The sequence below is a fragment of the Shimia sp. genome (assembly GCF_039969785.1).
Classification (GTDB): domain Bacteria; phylum Pseudomonadota; class Alphaproteobacteria; order Rhodobacterales; family Rhodobacteraceae; genus Shimia.
In genome coordinates this window covers 26,676-42,606 of sequence record NZ_JBDVNC010000020.1, presented here as the reverse complement: position 1 = coordinate 42,606, position 15,931 = coordinate 26,676, and the positions used below count along the sequence as shown (strand labels likewise).

At 57.6% G+C, this 15,931-nt stretch carries 18 protein-coding genes; 6 read left to right on the top strand and 12 right to left on the bottom strand.

Annotated features, from left to right (window positions below):
• Positions 1-6: 6 nt before the first annotated feature.
• From ABJI08_RS11115 to ABJI08_RS11075, 9 genes are all read right to left on the bottom strand, one after another.
• Positions 7-864 carry a DUF6625 family protein gene (locus ABJI08_RS11115; protein WP_348401907.1) on the bottom strand — a complete coding sequence of 286 codons (858 nt, stop codon included), beginning with the start codon at positions 862-864 and terminating at the stop codon, positions 7-9.
• A gap of 3 nt (positions 865-867) precedes the next feature.
• Positions 868-1,476, bottom strand: a complete 609-nt coding sequence (plsY, locus tag ABJI08_RS11110; protein ID WP_348401906.1) for a glycerol-3-phosphate 1-O-acyltransferase PlsY — start codon at positions 1,474-1,476, stop codon at positions 868-870.
• Positions 1,476-2,750 carry a dihydroorotase gene (pyrC, locus tag ABJI08_RS11105; protein WP_348401905.1) on the bottom strand — a complete coding sequence of 425 codons (1,275 nt, stop codon included), beginning with the start codon at positions 2,748-2,750 and terminating at the stop codon, positions 1,476-1,478. The genes plsY and pyrC overlap by 1 nt, the downstream gene beginning before the upstream one ends.
• Complete coding sequence (locus tag ABJI08_RS11100; protein WP_348401904.1) at positions 2,750-3,298, bottom strand: aspartate carbamoyltransferase catalytic subunit; 549 nt, start codon at positions 3,296-3,298, stop codon at positions 2,750-2,752. The genes pyrC and ABJI08_RS11100 overlap by 1 nt, the downstream gene beginning before the upstream one ends.
• The gene (locus ABJI08_RS11095; RefSeq protein WP_348401903.1) at positions 3,295-3,735 is read right to left on the bottom strand and encodes a hypothetical protein; all 441 of its coding nucleotides are present in this window, start codon (positions 3,733-3,735) and stop codon (positions 3,295-3,297) included. The genes ABJI08_RS11100 and ABJI08_RS11095 overlap by 4 nt, the downstream gene beginning before the upstream one ends.
• Entirely contained in the window at positions 3,735-4,259 is a 525-nt protein-coding gene (locus ABJI08_RS11090) for a hypothetical protein (protein ID WP_348401902.1), read from the bottom strand. Before ABJI08_RS11090 ends, ABJI08_RS11095 begins: the two co-directional genes overlap by 1 nt.
• Positions 4,256-4,819, bottom strand: coding sequence for a hypothetical protein (locus ABJI08_RS11085; protein ID WP_348401901.1), 564 nt, complete (start codon positions 4,817-4,819; stop codon positions 4,256-4,258). The genes ABJI08_RS11090 and ABJI08_RS11085 overlap by 4 nt, the downstream gene beginning before the upstream one ends.
• A 99-nt stretch (positions 4,820-4,918) precedes the next feature.
• Entirely contained in the window at positions 4,919-5,875 is a 957-nt protein-coding gene (locus ABJI08_RS11080) for an aspartate carbamoyltransferase catalytic subunit (protein ID WP_348401900.1), read from the bottom strand.
• A 100-nt stretch (positions 5,876-5,975) separates the two neighbouring features.
• Positions 5,976-6,602, bottom strand: a complete 627-nt coding sequence (locus ABJI08_RS11075; RefSeq protein ID WP_348401899.1) for a thymidine kinase — start codon at positions 6,600-6,602, stop codon at positions 5,976-5,978.
• A gap of 369 nt (positions 6,603-6,971) precedes the next feature.
• Here ABJI08_RS11075 and ABJI08_RS11070 point away from each other — a divergent pair, with 369 nt between their 5' ends.
• Both ABJI08_RS11070 and ABJI08_RS11065 read left to right on the top strand, forming a co-directional pair.
• Positions 6,972-7,430: a hypothetical protein gene (locus tag ABJI08_RS11070; protein WP_348401898.1), complete on the top strand. Its 459-nt coding sequence runs from the start codon at positions 6,972-6,974 to the stop codon at positions 7,428-7,430.
• A gap of 120 nt (positions 7,431-7,550) precedes the next feature.
• On the top strand, positions 7,551-8,309 hold the full coding sequence (locus ABJI08_RS11065) for a LuxR C-terminal-related transcriptional regulator (protein WP_348401897.1): 759 nt from the start codon (positions 7,551-7,553) through the stop codon (positions 8,307-8,309).
• Between the two features lie 379 nt (positions 8,310-8,688).
• On the opposite strand, the gene ABJI08_RS11060 is transcribed toward ABJI08_RS11065, so the two are convergent.
• Positions 8,689-9,819 carry a beta-ketoacyl-ACP synthase III gene (locus ABJI08_RS11060; protein WP_348401896.1) on the bottom strand — a complete coding sequence of 377 codons (1,131 nt, stop codon included), beginning with the start codon at positions 9,817-9,819 and terminating at the stop codon, positions 8,689-8,691.
• Between the two features lie 98 nt (positions 9,820-9,917).
• Positions 9,918-10,706: a tRNA pseudouridine(38-40) synthase TruA gene (truA, locus tag ABJI08_RS11055; protein WP_348401895.1), complete on the bottom strand. Its 789-nt coding sequence runs from the start codon at positions 10,704-10,706 to the stop codon at positions 9,918-9,920.
• A 110-nt stretch (positions 10,707-10,816) separates the two neighbouring features.
• On the opposite strand from truA, the gene ABJI08_RS11050 reads away from it, so the two are divergent.
• The 3 genes from ABJI08_RS11050 to ABJI08_RS11040 all read left to right on the top strand — a co-directional run bounded on the left by ABJI08_RS11050 (position 10,817) and on the right by ABJI08_RS11040 (position 14,008).
• Positions 10,817-12,232, top strand: a complete 1,416-nt coding sequence (locus tag ABJI08_RS11050) for a YcjX family protein (protein WP_348401894.1) — start codon at positions 10,817-10,819, stop codon at positions 12,230-12,232.
• On the top strand, positions 12,229-13,218 hold the full coding sequence (locus ABJI08_RS11045) for a TIGR01620 family protein (RefSeq protein WP_348401893.1): 990 nt from the start codon (positions 12,229-12,231) through the stop codon (positions 13,216-13,218). Before ABJI08_RS11050 ends, ABJI08_RS11045 begins: the two co-directional genes overlap by 4 nt.
• Positions 13,219-13,297: 79 nt before the next feature.
• Positions 13,298-14,008 carry a VIT1/CCC1 transporter family protein gene (locus ABJI08_RS11040; RefSeq protein WP_348401937.1) on the top strand — a complete coding sequence of 237 codons (711 nt, stop codon included), beginning with the start codon at positions 13,298-13,300 and terminating at the stop codon, positions 14,006-14,008.
• Positions 14,009-14,079: 71 nt separating this feature from the next.
• Here ABJI08_RS11040 and ABJI08_RS11035 read toward each other — a convergent pair whose 3' ends face one another.
• The gene (locus ABJI08_RS11035) at positions 14,080-14,487 is read right to left on the bottom strand and encodes a group III truncated hemoglobin (RefSeq protein WP_348401892.1); all 408 of its coding nucleotides are present in this window, start codon (positions 14,485-14,487) and stop codon (positions 14,080-14,082) included.
• 173 nt (positions 14,488-14,660) lie between these two features.
• Here ABJI08_RS11035 and ABJI08_RS11030 point away from each other — a divergent pair, with 173 nt between their 5' ends.
• The gene (locus tag ABJI08_RS11030; RefSeq protein WP_348401891.1) at positions 14,661-15,713 is read left to right on the top strand and encodes a Gfo/Idh/MocA family oxidoreductase; all 1,053 of its coding nucleotides are present in this window, start codon (positions 14,661-14,663) and stop codon (positions 15,711-15,713) included.
• Positions 15,714-15,931: the final 218 nt, after the last annotated feature.

The window sequence follows — 15,931 nt, the reverse complement described above, 5'->3', positions numbered from 1 at the left end:
TGTTGGTCAGAGTGTAAAGCCGTTGTGCGAAATCACGAACCCTTTTTCTGCGGCGTCGCGCCAGGCGATTTTCATGACAGATAAAAGAGCTTCCCACGGGGCAGGCGTACCATGTCGATGCCGTCGGTCACGCCACAACATGAAATGCAAATAGGCATATTGCGGTTTTGCGCAACGTGGCTCGGTCAGGATGCCATTTTTCCAATGAAACTCAGTGGGGTTCGGACCGCCGTCCAGCCACACAGGGGCGCGGTCCGGCATTGAGTGCATCTCGTGCCAGAGCACCTTGTAACGTCGCCAGGGAGGGTGCCATTTATACGGGTTGAGGTGGCGCCCAAACCGGCCTTCGTCAAAGGCAAAGTGGCTGGGCGGCAGGACTTTGGACTTCCACTTTGGTGTTCTGCGCCATGCACTGCGTATCCGGGATGTATTTTTAAGAACGCTCAGGTGGCCGGCCTGCATGTCACCATGGCCCGAGATGATGTCATATGTCTCCAGTCGGTTTTGAGACAGTTCACAATCGAGCTGGCCAAAGATCACATCATTGTCGGCATACCCGAAATGGGTGAAGTCAGTGATGTCATCGAAAAACATCTCGCCCAGCAAGGGGCGATAGTCGCACAGCTTGTAGGCGTTTTCCGGCGTCAGGTGATGTCCGGTGGTCTGTTCGGCGCGCGCGACAAACTGTGCCATCGTCATCGGCAAAAACCGAACATTTGGCGGCTGGTTTTTGGGTGGTTCCTGATCTGTCGGCACGAACCATGTCACTTTCGGATTCCTCCGGCAGCTTTCCAGATGCAGATTAATCCATTCGGGCCACCGTCCAAACCAAGGAGAAAACAAGGCAAGGCGGTGAGGGCTCATTTGCTATTTCTGTCCTATGGATGGCTCGGTACCGGCGCGCAACCGGCGAATATTTTCGCGATGGCGCCAGAAAACAATCAAGGTAAGCAACACCCCCAAAAGAAACCCGTAGGAATGGCCAAGCACAACCATCCAGAAGGTCGATGCGGCGGCGGCAACCAACGCCGAGAGGGAAGAGATACGAGACGTGAACGCCGTGGCGAGCCAAGTCAGGCAACAGGCAAGGCCAACCGGCCAGGCCAGCGCCAGCATGATACCAAGGAAAGTGGCCACGCCTTTGCCACCCTTGAAGCCCAGCCACACCGGATAACAATGGCCCAGAAAAGCCATAAGGCCAGCCAATTGCGCAGCCCCGTCACCGGCAACAGCACGCGCGAGCAGGACAGCCACCGCGCCTTTGCCGCCATCCAGAAGCAGGGTAGCAGCGGCAGCGCCTTTGGACCCGGTGCGCAGCACGTTGGTCGCGCCAATATTCCCGGACCCGATATTGCGCAGATTGCCCAGGCCCATGGCGCTGCTGATGATCATACCAAACGGGACGGATCCCAACAGATACCCAACCGCTCCCCAGAGCAGGAGCGTGAACAGGCTGTGATCGATCAGCGAGGGCATCAGTCTCTCCGGTATACAGGTTTGCCTCTAACATAGGTCGCCAGCACCTTACCTTGCATCCTTTGTCCGTCAAACGGGGTGTTTTTGGATTTGGACAGAAGCTTGAAACGGTCGAGCACAAATGGAGCATCAGGGTCAAACAGCACCAGATCCGCCGGTGCGCCATGAGCGATCCGCCCGGATGCAAGCCCAAGCCGGTTGGCGGGGTTCAGAGCCATCGCGCGCCACAGTTCAGGCAATGTCAGATAGCCACCGTGATAGAGCCGCATGGCGGCCGGTAGCAAGGTTTCCAGAGCCACAGCGCCCGAGGCGGCCTCTTCAAAGGGCAGGCGTTTGGATTCTTCGTCTTGCGGTGTGTGCATCGACGAAATGGTATCGATCAGACCGGTTTTGACCGCGTCGATCACAGCCAGCCGATCGTCTTCCGAGCGCAGAGGGGGCTTGATCTTGAAAAAGGTGCGATAATCGGCAACGTCCAGTTCATTCAGCGTGAGATGGTGGATCGATGTGCCTGCGGTAATGTCAAAACCATTTTTCTTGGCCCGCTCCAGGGCGGGCAGGGCGCGAGCGGTGGTGATCTGGTCGGCGTGGTATTTCACACCTGTCATTTCGACCAGCGCAATGTCGCGGTCCAGTCCCATGCGTTCCGCCATAGGGGACACGGCCGGAAGCCCGCGCAATCCGGCAAATTTGCCTGACGTTGCGGCGGTGCCCGCCGACAGAACAGGTTCCTGAGGATGCGCAATCACCAGCGCGCCAAGCGAGCGCGCATAGGTCATGGCACGGCTGAGCACTTTGGTGTTGGTGACAACATGGTCGCAATCGGTAAACGCAATTGCCCCGGCATCCATGAGAAAGCCAAATTCTGTCATTTCTTTGCCAGCGCGGGCTTTGGTCAGGGCAGCCATCGGCAATACGTTGACCGGAGCGGCCTGATTGGCGCGACGTTCTACAAACTCCAGCGCCTCGGGGGTGTCTGTTGCCGGAAGTGTATCGGGGCGGGTGACGATTGTGGTCACACCACCTGCCGCAGCGGCAAGACCAGCGGTCTTGTAGCTTTCCTTGTGGCGTTCTCCGGGTTCGCAAACCTTGACGCCAATGTCGACAATGCCGGGGGCGAGGCATTTGCCGTGGCAGTCGACCGTTTCAAATGCGTCGGGTGCGTCGCCTGAACCAGAGGCGGCAATCATGTCGTTTTCCACCAGCAACCAGCCGGGGGCATCGGTACCGGTTTCAGGGTCGATCAGGCGGGCATTGGTGAAAAGCGTGGTCATCAAGGCTCTCTCTTTACGTCGTGCTGCTTTTGCCGGGCTTTGTCCTGAATGTCACGCATCAAGCTGAGCACTTTGCGTCCTTCGGGAATGCGTTCAAAGCCGATTTTAACCGTATGGGTGCCTTTTTTCGTGCGCTTGGAGGTTTCGGCGAAGTGAATGGTGGCGAGGGGTTCATCGTAGAATGAAAAAACCGTTCCGGCTGTGATGGGATAGCTGTCAAGCCGTTTGTTTTTGAGAGGCAGGTCGCTGGCAATAAAGGCGCGCTTGTTTGTCAGGGTGTACCAGGTGTGACGTCGCTGCCAAGTTGGCCAGAAGACCGGGCCCAGTGCGATGCCGAGACCGACCAAAAAATGTAACAGGCCGAACATCCAGAACCCGCCGCTGCCCTGCGCAGCCATGATCATCCAGAACAGCGCGAACCCGGCAAAGAACAGGCCGAAGATAAACGGGATGCCGTGATCCCAGTTAAAAGTAAAGGCTCCGTCCGGGCGACCCTGCCACTGGATTTTTTCGTCCGGATCCAAGAGACCTTCCCAGCCGTCTTTCATGCTGCACCTGTGTCTTTGGCGCGGCGGATGAGGGAAACCGTGTCTTTGGGAGAGGCCTGATATTTGATCAGGTGTTTGTCGCCAGATTGTGTCACGATCTGAACAACCGAGCCCATTGTCTTAAGCGTCCTGATCTCGCCCAGACGAATGGCGCGCTGCATCGGGCCAAGTACCCGTTGGTTGGTTATATCCCAGCGGACCGAGAGCTCTTCGGACATCATGTAGAACGCACGCACGGTCACGGCAGCCAAACCGCCAATGGCGCCTGTCCAGACGTAAGGATTGTCCAGCATCCACAGGATGAGCATACCCGCCCCCATCGCAAATGCAGCCAGCCATGCGTTGGTTCGCACATATGTAGCACGATCAGCCCGCAGGCTGTGCAGCACTTCTTCACCTTCGGCCAGCGGCGTATCCGGGGTCATGGATTGGCTCATCAGACGGGTCCTTGTGGTTGCGGGCTGCTTTTCAGGTTGGCGAGCGCGTCTTTGATTGCGACTTTAACACCGGCGCGGTCCGGCAGAAACTGCATCATGATCTGGTCGCGCGGGATCAGACGCACGCGTACACCCCAGAACATCCAGACCTGTACTTTGAGGATGTGATCCAGCGGCATATCCGTCGGAAACTCCTGTTCGTATGGATTGAAGTACACAAGGCGCTGACTGGTCAGGACCCAGACATCGTCACGCCGGGCGGGCCATTCCTGAAAGTCATCAAAAATGAACGCATAAAACAGGGCAGAGACCACAAGAGAGGCCAGCCAGATCAACACCCCCGCCGTTTGAAAACTGAACTCTGCCCAGGACCCCAGACACAGCGCAGTCAGCCCGGACACAAACGCCGCTTTGTAGAGGAAGTAGCGCAACTGCGGTCGCCATGTTGCCAAAACGGATTCGTCAGGGCGCAGGTCGACAAAGGGCGGTTCTGCAGAGAATTCTGACTGGGCTACGGGCTTCATCGGATCACCATAAGGTAAATGGCACCTAAGATTATTGCGAGTAGTGGCAATACCAGAATGGCCATTAACAGGGTCAGATGAGGGTTGGGTTTGGTCGGGTCGGAACCAGGCGCGCCTGTTGCCACTCCAACTGAGGCGTCGCTGGTCAGCTTTTCAAAATGCACCGGGGGCGTGTCTTCGGCATAGGTGCCGATATGGGACAGGCATGGCGCAGGTTTGAGTGTACAGGCCTGACCGCTGAACGCCCTTGAATAAAGGATCAGGACCGGGCCCTGAACCGCATCAAGGCGGGTTTGGTCTTTTGTCAGGGCAGCCGCGGCAACGCCGCCGCCGTCGCGCAGATACCCAGACAGGCCCAGATCGCCCAGCACTTCCGGGTCAAAGATTTCAAAACCGCCGTCCTGTAACCAGTCGAGCCCGACCAGCATGGCCACGGTGGCCTGTGGGTTTGGATCGGTTTTGCCCGGATTGGTCAGTTTGCGCAGATCGCGTTCGGGCAAGTCCAGCGCGAAGACGCGGATCACCCCAATTTCGTTTTCGCCAACTGCAAGAGCTGTCATCCGCCAATCCAGATCATCAGCCCCACAAGCGCAAACATCACGATCAGGGCAACCATGGCGACCATGCCAGAGGCGCGTGGATCTTTGGGATCTTCCATCTTAAACCTCTATCGAATGGGCCGCGCGTGCGGATTTGAGGTTTCGCGCCAGCAGGTCCATGGCGGCCATGCGCACAGCGACGCCCATTTCAACCTGTTCCTGAATGACCGAGCGGTTGATGTCGTCGGCAATCTCGCCGTCGATCTCGACGCCACGGTTCATCGGGCCGGGATGCATCACGATGGCATCCGGCTTGGCCACTTTCAGCTTTGCAGCATCCAGCCCGTAGCGGTGATAATATTCGCGCTCAGAAGGAATAAAGCCGCCATCCATGCGTTCTTTCTGAAGGCGCAGCATCATCACCACATCCACATCCCGCAGACCTTCTTCCATATCTTCATAAATCTCAGCGCCGAATTCGGCAAAACTGGAAGGCACCAGCGTGGGCGGGCCAACCAGACGGATCCGGTTTTCCATTTTACCCAGCAGGATCAGGTTCGAGCGCGCCACACGCGAATGGGCGACATCGCCGCAAATCGCAATGTTCAGGCGGTGCAGGCGTCCTTTGGAACGGCGGATGGTCAGCGCGTCCAGCAATGCCTGAGTCGGGTGTTCGTGACGCCCGTCGCCCGCATTCAGAACGGCGCAATTCACCTTTTGCGACAACAAATCAACAGCGCCGGAATGCGGATGGCGCACGACCAGAAGGTCGGGGTGCATCGCGTTCAGAGTCATGGCGGTATCAATCAGGGTTTCGCCCTTTTTGATGGAACTGGCCTGCATCGCCATGTTCATCACATCCGCGCCCAGCCGTTTGCCTGCCAGCTCAAAGCTGGCCTGGGTGCGGGTCGAGTTTTCAAAGAACATGTTGATCTGAGTCAGTCCGGTCAGCGCGTCCGAATGTTTGACGTCGCGCCGGTTCAGATCGACATACTGGTCGGCGAGATCAAGCAGGGTTGTGATCTCGTCGGGGTGCAGATGCTCTATCCCGAGAAGGTGTTTTTGGCGGAAAGTCATGACCGGGCTCCCAGAGAGGCGACTGGTCTGCTTATAGAAAGCGGTCTGCCGAGGGGCAAGCCGCCCATCCGCGCATCTGGTCGTAAAATCCTGAAGTGTTTTAACCCGCCCTGGCGGAGGAGATGTCTTTTGTGGCAGTCGAAGTCGCCGGGTCTTCCATCGCTTCGCGCCAGTGGCGACGGCACAGCGACACATAGGATTCGTTGCCGCCAATCTGGACTTGAGCGCCTTCTTGCAGGGTATTTCCTGACGCGTCCTGTCGCACAACCATTGTGGCCTTTTTTCCGCAGTGGCAGATTGTGCGCACTTCGCGCATTTCATCTGAAAGTGCCAGCAAAGCGGCCGAGCCTGGGAACAGCTTGCCCAAAAAGTCCACGCGCAGCCCATAACACATGATCGGCACATCCAGATCATCCACCGCCCGCGCCAGTTGCCAGACCTGATCTTCGCTCAGGAATTGTGCCTCGTCGATAAAGACACACGCGACGGGATCTTGTGTAATGCGCGTTTGAATCTGAGCAAACAGGTCGGATTGTGCATCGAACGTATCGGCCTGACAGGAAATACCGATGCGGGACGCAATCTTACTATCCCCAGCGCGGTTATCGAATCGAGCGGTCAGCAGATAAGTCTGCATTCCCCTTTCGCGATAGTTGTGCGATGCCTGCAAAAGGACGGTCGATTTACCGGCATTCATGGTTGAATAGTGAAAGTACAGCTTGGCCATGTCTGGGTGATAATCCGGTGTGCGCTGGTGGTGCAAGGGGCGAATTGCGTTGACACACACGCGGCGGGGAGCGTCTTTTTCCGCTCCCCTTCCCTCAGCCAGTCCTGTGCGAAACCGGTTCAAAGAGGCAGTGACCTCATGGGGATGGGCAAAACCCGTCCGCAGTGACCGGCCTGGCATGCGCCTCCCCGACTTTTGGGGCTGAGGAGGCGCAACCGCGGCGCCCGGCATAACAGTGCCGGATACTGACAACGGTCCGTGACGTCACGAGACATTTGATAAATGACAAATCCAGTGTAAGTGATTAATGGGAAAAGACTTGTTACATTCCCCTGTCGGTTAGGGGCGTGGTCAGAACGGAGCATGAGTATGAGCGTTGTCGGGAGCTATCTGAAAAAGCATTCGGAGGCCTTGGTCAAGGATGTCGGAATTGAAGCGGCGTGTGAGTTGACGGGCAAATCCAAGGCGACGTTGGGTCGATACTATTCGGCGCATGATGAACACACTGACCGGTTTATGCCGATCGACGCAGTTGCCGCATTGGAAGAAGCATCGTCTTATCCGCATGTTACGTCGGCTCTGGCTGAGCTTAAAGGGATCACGCTGTCTTATGATGAACGGCGTCGAAACACCGATGACAAAGGCGGTGTGAACTCGGATGTGGTAGCGTTGAGTCAGCGGTTTGCCGTATTGATGGCTGAGTACGGCCAATCGATTGAAGATGGCATCATCACGGTGAACGAAGCCAAGCGTTTGTTGCGTGAAACAATGGCGTTGCAGCAGGTGCTGGTTGACATGAAGTTACACCTCGAAGAGGAAACGATCTAGCCGATGGTTAGGGAGGTTACACGCCGGCCGCTGATTGATGCGGAACGCCATGTACCTGAAATACTTCAGAATTTCTTGGTAGATTTGGAAGGGACGACGCATTCGTCGGACGTTTGGCGGTTGATTGTATCGCTGGGGCGCACGCTGAACCTGCCCTATATCGATTTCATTTCAGCCAGCAATTACGTCAACTGGAAAAAGACCCTTTTCATTCGAACGTCTTATGATTCAACTTGGTTGCATGCGGTAAATAAAAATCCCGATCTGGCAAAGTGGTCGTATTTTCGCACCCATGCCATGCACTGTCTGACGCCGATTGCCGTGGGGTTGGAATTTGTGGATGAATACCACCACATTCCCGAAGAACGTTACAAGGTTTTGCGCGAGGCCGCAGCGCGTGGCATAAGGTCGGGGTTCTCGATCCCATTGCGGGTACATGCGCCTCCGCAATCCGCGTTGCTTACGTTTGGCGGGGGACAATCAAAGCGCGAGATGAAACACATTATTCAGACCCAGGGCTGGGTGCTGAACACCGCTGCGGTTATGGGACATCATCGCTATATGATGCATTTTTCGTCTGAATTCACCGAGCGAAATGCAATTTCCGACAAGCAGCTGGAATTGCTGAAAATGATCGGTACCGGCATGCAGGACAAAAATATAGCTGAAGAACTGGGCGTAACGGTATCCGCTGTGCGTCAGCGCATGAAGCAGATTCTGAATAAGACGGGCCTGGGAAACCGGGCAGAGTTGGCCGCGCTTGCGATGAGTATGGGGCTTTTGCCCGATCCATTGAGCCATTTGTCAGATGACGAGGATTCCGTTCTTGTGGAAATGGGTATTTCCGAAGCTGGGAATGGTAAAGTCCGACACCGCTGATTTTTATTTGGGACCGTGACTGTCCCGGAAAAATATAGGGTGCCCCGGTAAACCGAGACACCCGATCATGCTAAAATGACCTAAAGGAAAACCGATGTGCACGGGTGTGCGCTTCGATCACCGCTCTGCACGGGACAGCACAGAGTGGAAGTCGGACTAGTCAAAGATGACACCATTTGCGAATTTTGCGATCACCTGGGGAAGTGACCATGTGCTCATTCGCGCCTTCCGAGATAAAGCTTACCCTAGGGCATCGATGGTGTCTGGTAGGGAAACCCAAACTATTGGGTGACTATAGACTGTCATTACTTACAGCTTTTGACGGTTTGACTGTCATTACTGACATGAGGCTGACGCGGTTTAGCGGTCTGCAGCCGAATCATTGGGATGATTGACGTCGAATCAATACAGAACCAACAGAGTATCCGGCGCCAAAGGAACAAATCATTCCGTGGTCGCCTGGCAAAAGGTCATCTGAGTATTTTGAGAAGGCAATAATGGAGCCCGCCGAGGATGTGTTCGCATAGTCCTGAAGGATATTGGGCTGTTCGCCCGGAGCGGGTGTGCGGCCCAACACCTTTTTGCCGATGAAATCGTTCATGGTCTTGTTGGCCTGATGCAACCAGAGGCGGCGCAACGCGTCACGATCCATACCTTCGTCATTAAGGTGAGCCAGCATGTGAGACGCGACCATCGGCAAAACTTCTTTAAACACTTTGCGGCCGTTTTGCATAAACTGCATATCTCGGCGGTCTTTGACACCATCTGGGCGAGAGCGGCGCAGGAAACCATTATTGTTGCGGATGTTATTTGAGAATGTCGTGGCGCATCGGGTTGAGAGGATCTCGAAATAGGGCCCTTGTGCGTCGTCACGGCGTTCCAGTATCGTAGCGGTGGCCACATCGCCAAAAATAAAGTGGCAGTCCCGGTCACGCCATTCCAGATGGGCCGAGCAGATTTCAGGGTTCACAACAATGGCGCGCCGGACAGAGCCTGACCGGATCATGTCTGCTGCCGTTTGAATGCCGAATGTGGCCGAAGAACACGCCACGTTCATGTCAAAAGCAAAGCCACCAGCGCCCAGCTCGTGTTGAATTTCAACGGCGATGGCCGGGTAAGCCCGCTCCATGTTCGATGCGGCGCAAATGACGAGGTCGATGTCCTGCGGTTCGATTTGTGCCTGTTTCAAAGCCTTGTGGCAGGCATCCAGTGCCATTTCGCACATCAGCGAAGGTTCGTCATCATGCCGCTGGCGCAGCAGTGGGTGCATAACCTCAGGGTCCAGCACTCCGGTTTTGTCGATCACGTGCCGTTGCTCGATGCCGGACGCCTTGAATATGAAGTCGCTGTTGGACGGCTCAATGGCAAGTGCATCCCCGGCGGCGATGGCATCGGCATTACGTGCATTGTGCAGTGTGGCATAGGCATTGAAGGCCTCGACCAGTTCATCATTGGTGATGACTTCGGAAGGAGTGAAAACGCCGGTGCCTGTGATCGCGGGCTGGAACATGTGTGGCCTCGTTGGGGTCGGATGGCTGGCAGCTAGCACCCGAATACGGGTGCGGGTCAAGGGTTTCCCCTGAGGCAATGCCGAGGTGCGGCCTTTGTTTACAGGGGCGCAGAGGGTGTTTGGGTAAACGGGTCTTGTGGATAGCCGACGCCAGCAAGATACAGTCCCTGGGGTGGGCAAACCGGGCCGCAGGCGGCGCGATTGCATGCCTCTAACGCGGCGGTGACATCATCTGGCGACCACGCGCCGGCCCCGACACGCTCCAGCGTACCAACAAAGCTGCGCACCTGATTGTGCAGAAAGGACCGGGCTCGCACGTGAAAATGGATTTCCGGACCCCACAATGTGTCGTGTCTGATGACGCGCAGTTCATCCAACGTTTTCAAGGGGCTGGCAGCCTGACAGATCGAGCTGCGGAAGGTTGTGAAATCGTGCCGCCCGATCAGACGGTCAGCCCCCGCCTGCATCGCGTCGACATCCAGGTCCTGTTTGACCTGCCACACCAGCCCGGCCTGATGCGCAGCCGGTGCGCGCCGGATCAGGACGCGGAACAAATACCGTCTTTCCACAGCGGAAAAGCGCGCGTGCCAGTCATCTGTGACCCTTTTGGCCGCCACAATGGCCACAGGGGCGGGCTTAAGATGGTGATTCAACGCTTCGGACAGTCGGAATGCGTCCCAGTCTTTGTCCAAATCGCAATGGGCAACTTGCGCCAAAGCATGCACACCGGAGTCCGTGCGCCCCGCAGCGGCAATCGTGTGCGGCCCCGGTTCAAGACAGGCCAGCGCCTGTTCAATGGCGCCTTGCACCGACGGTTGATCGGCCTGACGTTGCCATCCGGCAAACGGTTTTCCGTGGTATTCGATCTGAAGCGCATATCTGGGCATAATCCGAGCGATAGACCATTCAAGGGGGAAACTGAACCCGCCTTAACCCACTGGAAAACCGGCGCGACAGAGCTTAGGTTTCTGGCGAAACAGGCAAAAGGACCAACAGAGTGGTCATTTCCTCACTCGCTGACAGCGTCACGCGCGGCTTTGAAGCCGTGGGCGACACAGTTTCAGAGACTTTTTTCGAACCGGTGATCCGGTTGGGCGTGACTGGTTTGGCACGATCCGGCAAGACAGTATTCATCACGTCGCTGGTGGCCAATCTGATGGATCGCGGGCGCATGGGGCAGCTTGTGGCAGCGTCTGAGGGTCGCATTGAGGCCGCGTTTTTGCAACCTCAGCCCGACGATACGGTGCCCCGGTTTGACTATGAGCGACATCTGGAAGCCTTGACAGGACCCGAGCCGCATTGGCCCGACAGCACGCGCACGATCAGCGAATTGCGTCTGTCGTTCCGGGTGCGTCCGGCAGGGTTGCTGTCCGGCCTTCAGGGGCCGCGCACGGTGCATCTGGATATTGTAGACTATCCCGGTGAATGGCTGCTGGATCTGGCGTTGCTGGACAAAAGCTATGCCGAGTGGAGCCGGGACGTGTTGTCCCGGATTGAGGCACGATCAGAAGCAGCAGAATATCGTGGCATTGTAGCATCGGGAGACGCGGGACTGGATCTGGACGAGGTACAGGCAAAATTGCTTGCCGAGAGCTTTACCAGATATTTGCACGCGGCGCGGGCGTCGGGATATTATGATTGCACGCCGGGGCGGTTTTTATTGCCCGGAGACCTTGAGGGATCGCCTGTCCTGACATTTGCACCGCTGCCAGACCTGGCAAAGCCGTCGCGGAAATCGCTGTGGCGGGCGTTTGAACGGCGGTTTGAAGCCTATAAGGCGAGGGTCGTGAAGCCATTTTTTCGCGACCATTTTAGCCGGATCGATCGGCAGGTGGTGTTGGTGGATGCGCTGGGCGCGATCCACAACGGCCCGCGCGCGGTGGAAGATTTGCGTGCCGGGCTGGCAGAGACACTGGCCGCATTTCGACCCGGGCGAAATGCATTTCTGAGCCGCATGTTGCTGGGCAAACGGGTGGAAAAAATACTGTTTGCCGCGACCAAGGCGGATCATTTGCACCACAGCCAGCATCCGCAACTGACCGGCATTATGCAGGCGCTGACCCGAGACGCAGCTGACCGGGCGCAGTTTGCCGGGGCGGATACGTCGGCTGTGTCGCTGGCGTCGGTGCGGGCAACTGTGGAAGAAACTGTGCAACATGGCGGGCGCGATTTGGATTGCGTGCGCGGTCGGCTTTTGGATAACGGACGGCAGGCCGCGTTTTATCCGGGGGCTTTGCCAGACGATCCGGCGGCGTTGCTGGTGCCAGCGCGCCAGGGCGCGGAGGCGTGGCTGGATCAGGATTATGAAGTGATGAAATTCGCGCCCGCCCCGCTGAGCCTGCGCCCCGGAGAGGGGCCGCCACATATCCGGCTGGATCGGGCCGCGCAGTTCTTGATTGGAGATCGCTTGTGACCAACGGCCCCGTTTTGATCGATCTGGAGGATCAGCCAGAGCCTAAGGTGGAAGACGCCGCGCCGGTGCCCGACGTGATGCCAATTGTCCCGAAGGGACAGGCAATGCAGGTGGCCGCGCGGCTGGGTGCGCGTCGACCTTCGCGATTGGCGCGCTGGTTCTGGGGCTTGTTGGGGGCCTTTATCAGCGCGGTTGTGTCTGTTGCGGCCTGGGATTTCGTCACCGGGTTGGTGACACGCTCGCCAGTGTTGGGTTGGACCGTCACGGGAATTGGCGCGGCCTTACTGCTGGTGGCGATGGCGATGTTCGTGCGCGAGCTGGCTGGGTTTGCGCGTTTGCGGCGCGTCGATCAGCTGCGGGCGCGGGCGGATACCGCGCTGGCCAGTGGTAATCTGAGTGACGCGCGTGATGTGATTGACCGGCTTTTGGCGTTTTACAAAGGACGATCAGATACGGCCTGGGGACGTGATCGAATCGCCGAGCGACGCGGCGAGGTCATGGATAGTGACGCGCTGTTACACTTGGCGGAAACCGAAATGTTGTCGCCATTGGATCAGGCAGCACAACGCGAAGTCGAAGCGGCGGCGCGACAGGTGGCGGCCGTCACTGCGTTGGTGCCTTTGGCGCTGGCCGATGTGGTCGCGGCGTTGACGTCCAATATGCGCATGATCCGTCGCGTGGCCGAAATCTACGGAGGTCGCGCCGGAACGCTGGGAAGCTGGCGATTGTTTCGCGCCGTGATGACCCATCTGGTGGCCACCGGTGCAGTGGCGGCGGGCGACGATCTGATCGGGACAATGGCAGGGGGCGGCGCGCTGGCCAAGCTGAGCCGCCGGTTTGGTGAGGGGCTGGTGAACGGTGCGTTGACCGCGCGGGTCGGGGTTGCGGCCATGGAAGTGTGCCGACCTTTGCCATTTGGCGAGGGTCAAAAGCCGCGTGTTTCGGGGCTGGTTAAACGTGCGCTGACGGGGCTATTTGACCGGTAACGCCCGCTAAATCAGGGCTTTTTACTCGTATTTGATCTGACGCATGGCTGGCATAGCGCAGTTTTGTCAGGCTGGTTGCATGAAGGAACACGGGCATTCTCAGACCGAAGTTGAGGCGCGGATTGGTGCGCCGCCCGGGCGCGGATATTTGCGCGATGTTGTCTATGGCGGCATCGATGGGTCGGTGACGACCTTTGCCATTGTGGCAGGTGTCGCCGGTGCCGGATTGTCGCCGGTGATCATTGTTGCCCTGGGACTGGCCAATGTTTTGGCCGACGGTTTTTCGATGGCAGCGGGGAATTATTCAGGCACCAAAGCCGAGCTGGATCATGCGCAACGGTTGCGCGCGGTGGAGCAACGCCATCTTGAGGAAAACCCGCAAGGCGAGCTGCGCGAGATTCGTGAGATTTTGCGCCTGAAAGGGCTTGAGGGCGATGTTCTGGAGGCTGCGGCCAACGCAATTGCAGCCAATGAGGAGGCAGCGATTCAGTTGATGCTGGAAGGCGAATATGGGTTGGCCGGGGTTGATCCACACCCGATGCGTGCGGCTGTTGCGACGTTTCTGGCGTTTCTTGTGGCCGGATTGGTGCCGTTATTGCCGTTTGTTTTCGGTATGTTGAATGCGTTCGGATGGTCCGCGACCATGACAGGTGTCGTCTTCTTTATCATCGGCGCGCTCAAGGCGCGGTGGTCGCCGGAGCCTTGGTGGCGGTCCGGGTGCGAAACGCTGGCCATTGGTGGCGCCGCCGCCGGGATCGCGTTTGCGGTGGGCTCTTTGTTTCACGCCTAAAGCCGCTTCGGTATTGCGTCGGTCTCACGTCGGTATTGCGTCGGTGTCAGAACAGCGCATAGCAAATCCACCTAGCGAAGGATTGGTACGCCGCTTGGCCCTTTGGTGCGCTCGACCACGCTGGCGCGCAGGCTGCGCCCAATATTGTGGGCCAGTGCAGACCATGCGGCAGCCTGATCTTTGGTCAGTTCCTGGCGCAGGGTCAGGTCAAACAGGGCGAGCCATGGTTCGAACATGCCGGGCCGGACGTTTTTCGCGTCTTTGTGGATCTGCGCCGGATTGCCGTCATAGCTGCGCTCAAAAAGAATCGCATTGGCCCAGAACCGGGTGATCTTTTCCTCATGCGCGGGCCAGTCGGTGACATGCGCTGCAAAGACTGGTCCCAGTGCAGGGTGTTGGCGGATCAACTCGTAAAAGGCGTGCACAACTCGTGCGATTTCTGCGCGGGAGATGTCAAAACGCGGCGGTATCGTGGACATGCGTGGGCCTTGGGCAAGTGCGAAAGTCTGGCCAGAAAGACATAGACTGAAGCAAGACGCCAGCCTTGTTGCTTCAATGCGCGGGCCATAACTTACAAGCCTTTGGCAGATATGCTATTTCCGGGGCAGCCGTGGGGTCGCCCGGCAAATGCAGAATTCTGAAGGGAGAGGTCATGTCCAAATCACCTGGTGCTCAACGCGTTGGAGTCGCATTGATTGGGGCAGGTATGATTGCACAGACCCATGTTGCGGCGCTGTCTGCTGCTCAGGATCGGGTTCGGCTGATCAGCATCATCTCGCGCCACCCGGAAAAAGCGAAATACCTGGCCAAGTATTATGCCGGGCCGACGCCGTCGTTTTCTGCGGATTTGGCGAGTGTGGTTGATAACCCTGAAATCCACATGGTGATCGTCGCCACGCCGCCCAGTGTTCGGGCCAGTCTGATTGAACCACTGGCGATGGCGGGTAAACATATCCTTCTTGAAAAACCAGTGGCCCGCACAACGGGCGAGGCGGAGGATGTCGTTGATATCTGTGAGCGTGCTGGCGTCAAGCTGGGGATGCTGTTTCAGCACCGGGTGCAAGAATCGTCGCAGGCGGCGCAGCGCTATGTGGCGGGGGGTGAGCTGGGCAGACTGGGGCATGTTGAGATCGAGGCGCCGCTTTGGCGGGATCAGTCCTACTATGACGAGCTGGGTCGAGGCACTTACGAACGTGATGGCGGTGGGGTTCTGATGACGCAGGCGATCCATACAATCAACCTTGCCCTTAGCCTTGCTGGACCGGTGGCCCGTGTGCAGGCGATGACCGCGACGAGCCCTTTGCATCAAATGGAGGCAGAAGATTTCGCCGTGGCCGGGTTGCAGTTTGTTTGCGGGGCTGTCGGGTCATTGGTGGCGAGTACGGCGTCATTTCCGCATGGAAAAGAGGTTATCAAACTGCATTTTGAACGCGGATCGTTGCACCTGGGCCGCACGTCTCTGGATCTGGTTTGGCGGTCGGGCGTGCGGGAAACGGTGGTGGTTGACAAGGGGGATCTTGGCGAGGCTGGGCCGGTTGTGACTACGCACGGGTTACATCTGGGCGTGATCGAAGATTTCGTTGAGGCGATCCAGAATAACCGGGCGCCTCTGGTGTCGGGCCGGGATGCGTTGGAGACCCATCGCCTCATTGAGGCAATCGAGATGTCTTCGCGCACAGGTCGCGGCATGGATGTGCCTGTTTAGGCGGCGCGATCAATCTCATGATTTCACCGAGGTTGACGCTCTGGACCCCGCCCCAACACAAGCCTATAAGGCGGGCATGATGATGCCTTTTGCTGCGATCATTATTCGAATTATTTGCCCGGCGCTCTGAACCAGACGAGCGGCCGGGACAAGGCGTATGGGATACCACGCCGCCCCCAAATCCCTGATACTGATACGAACTGACAGATGAAGGACGC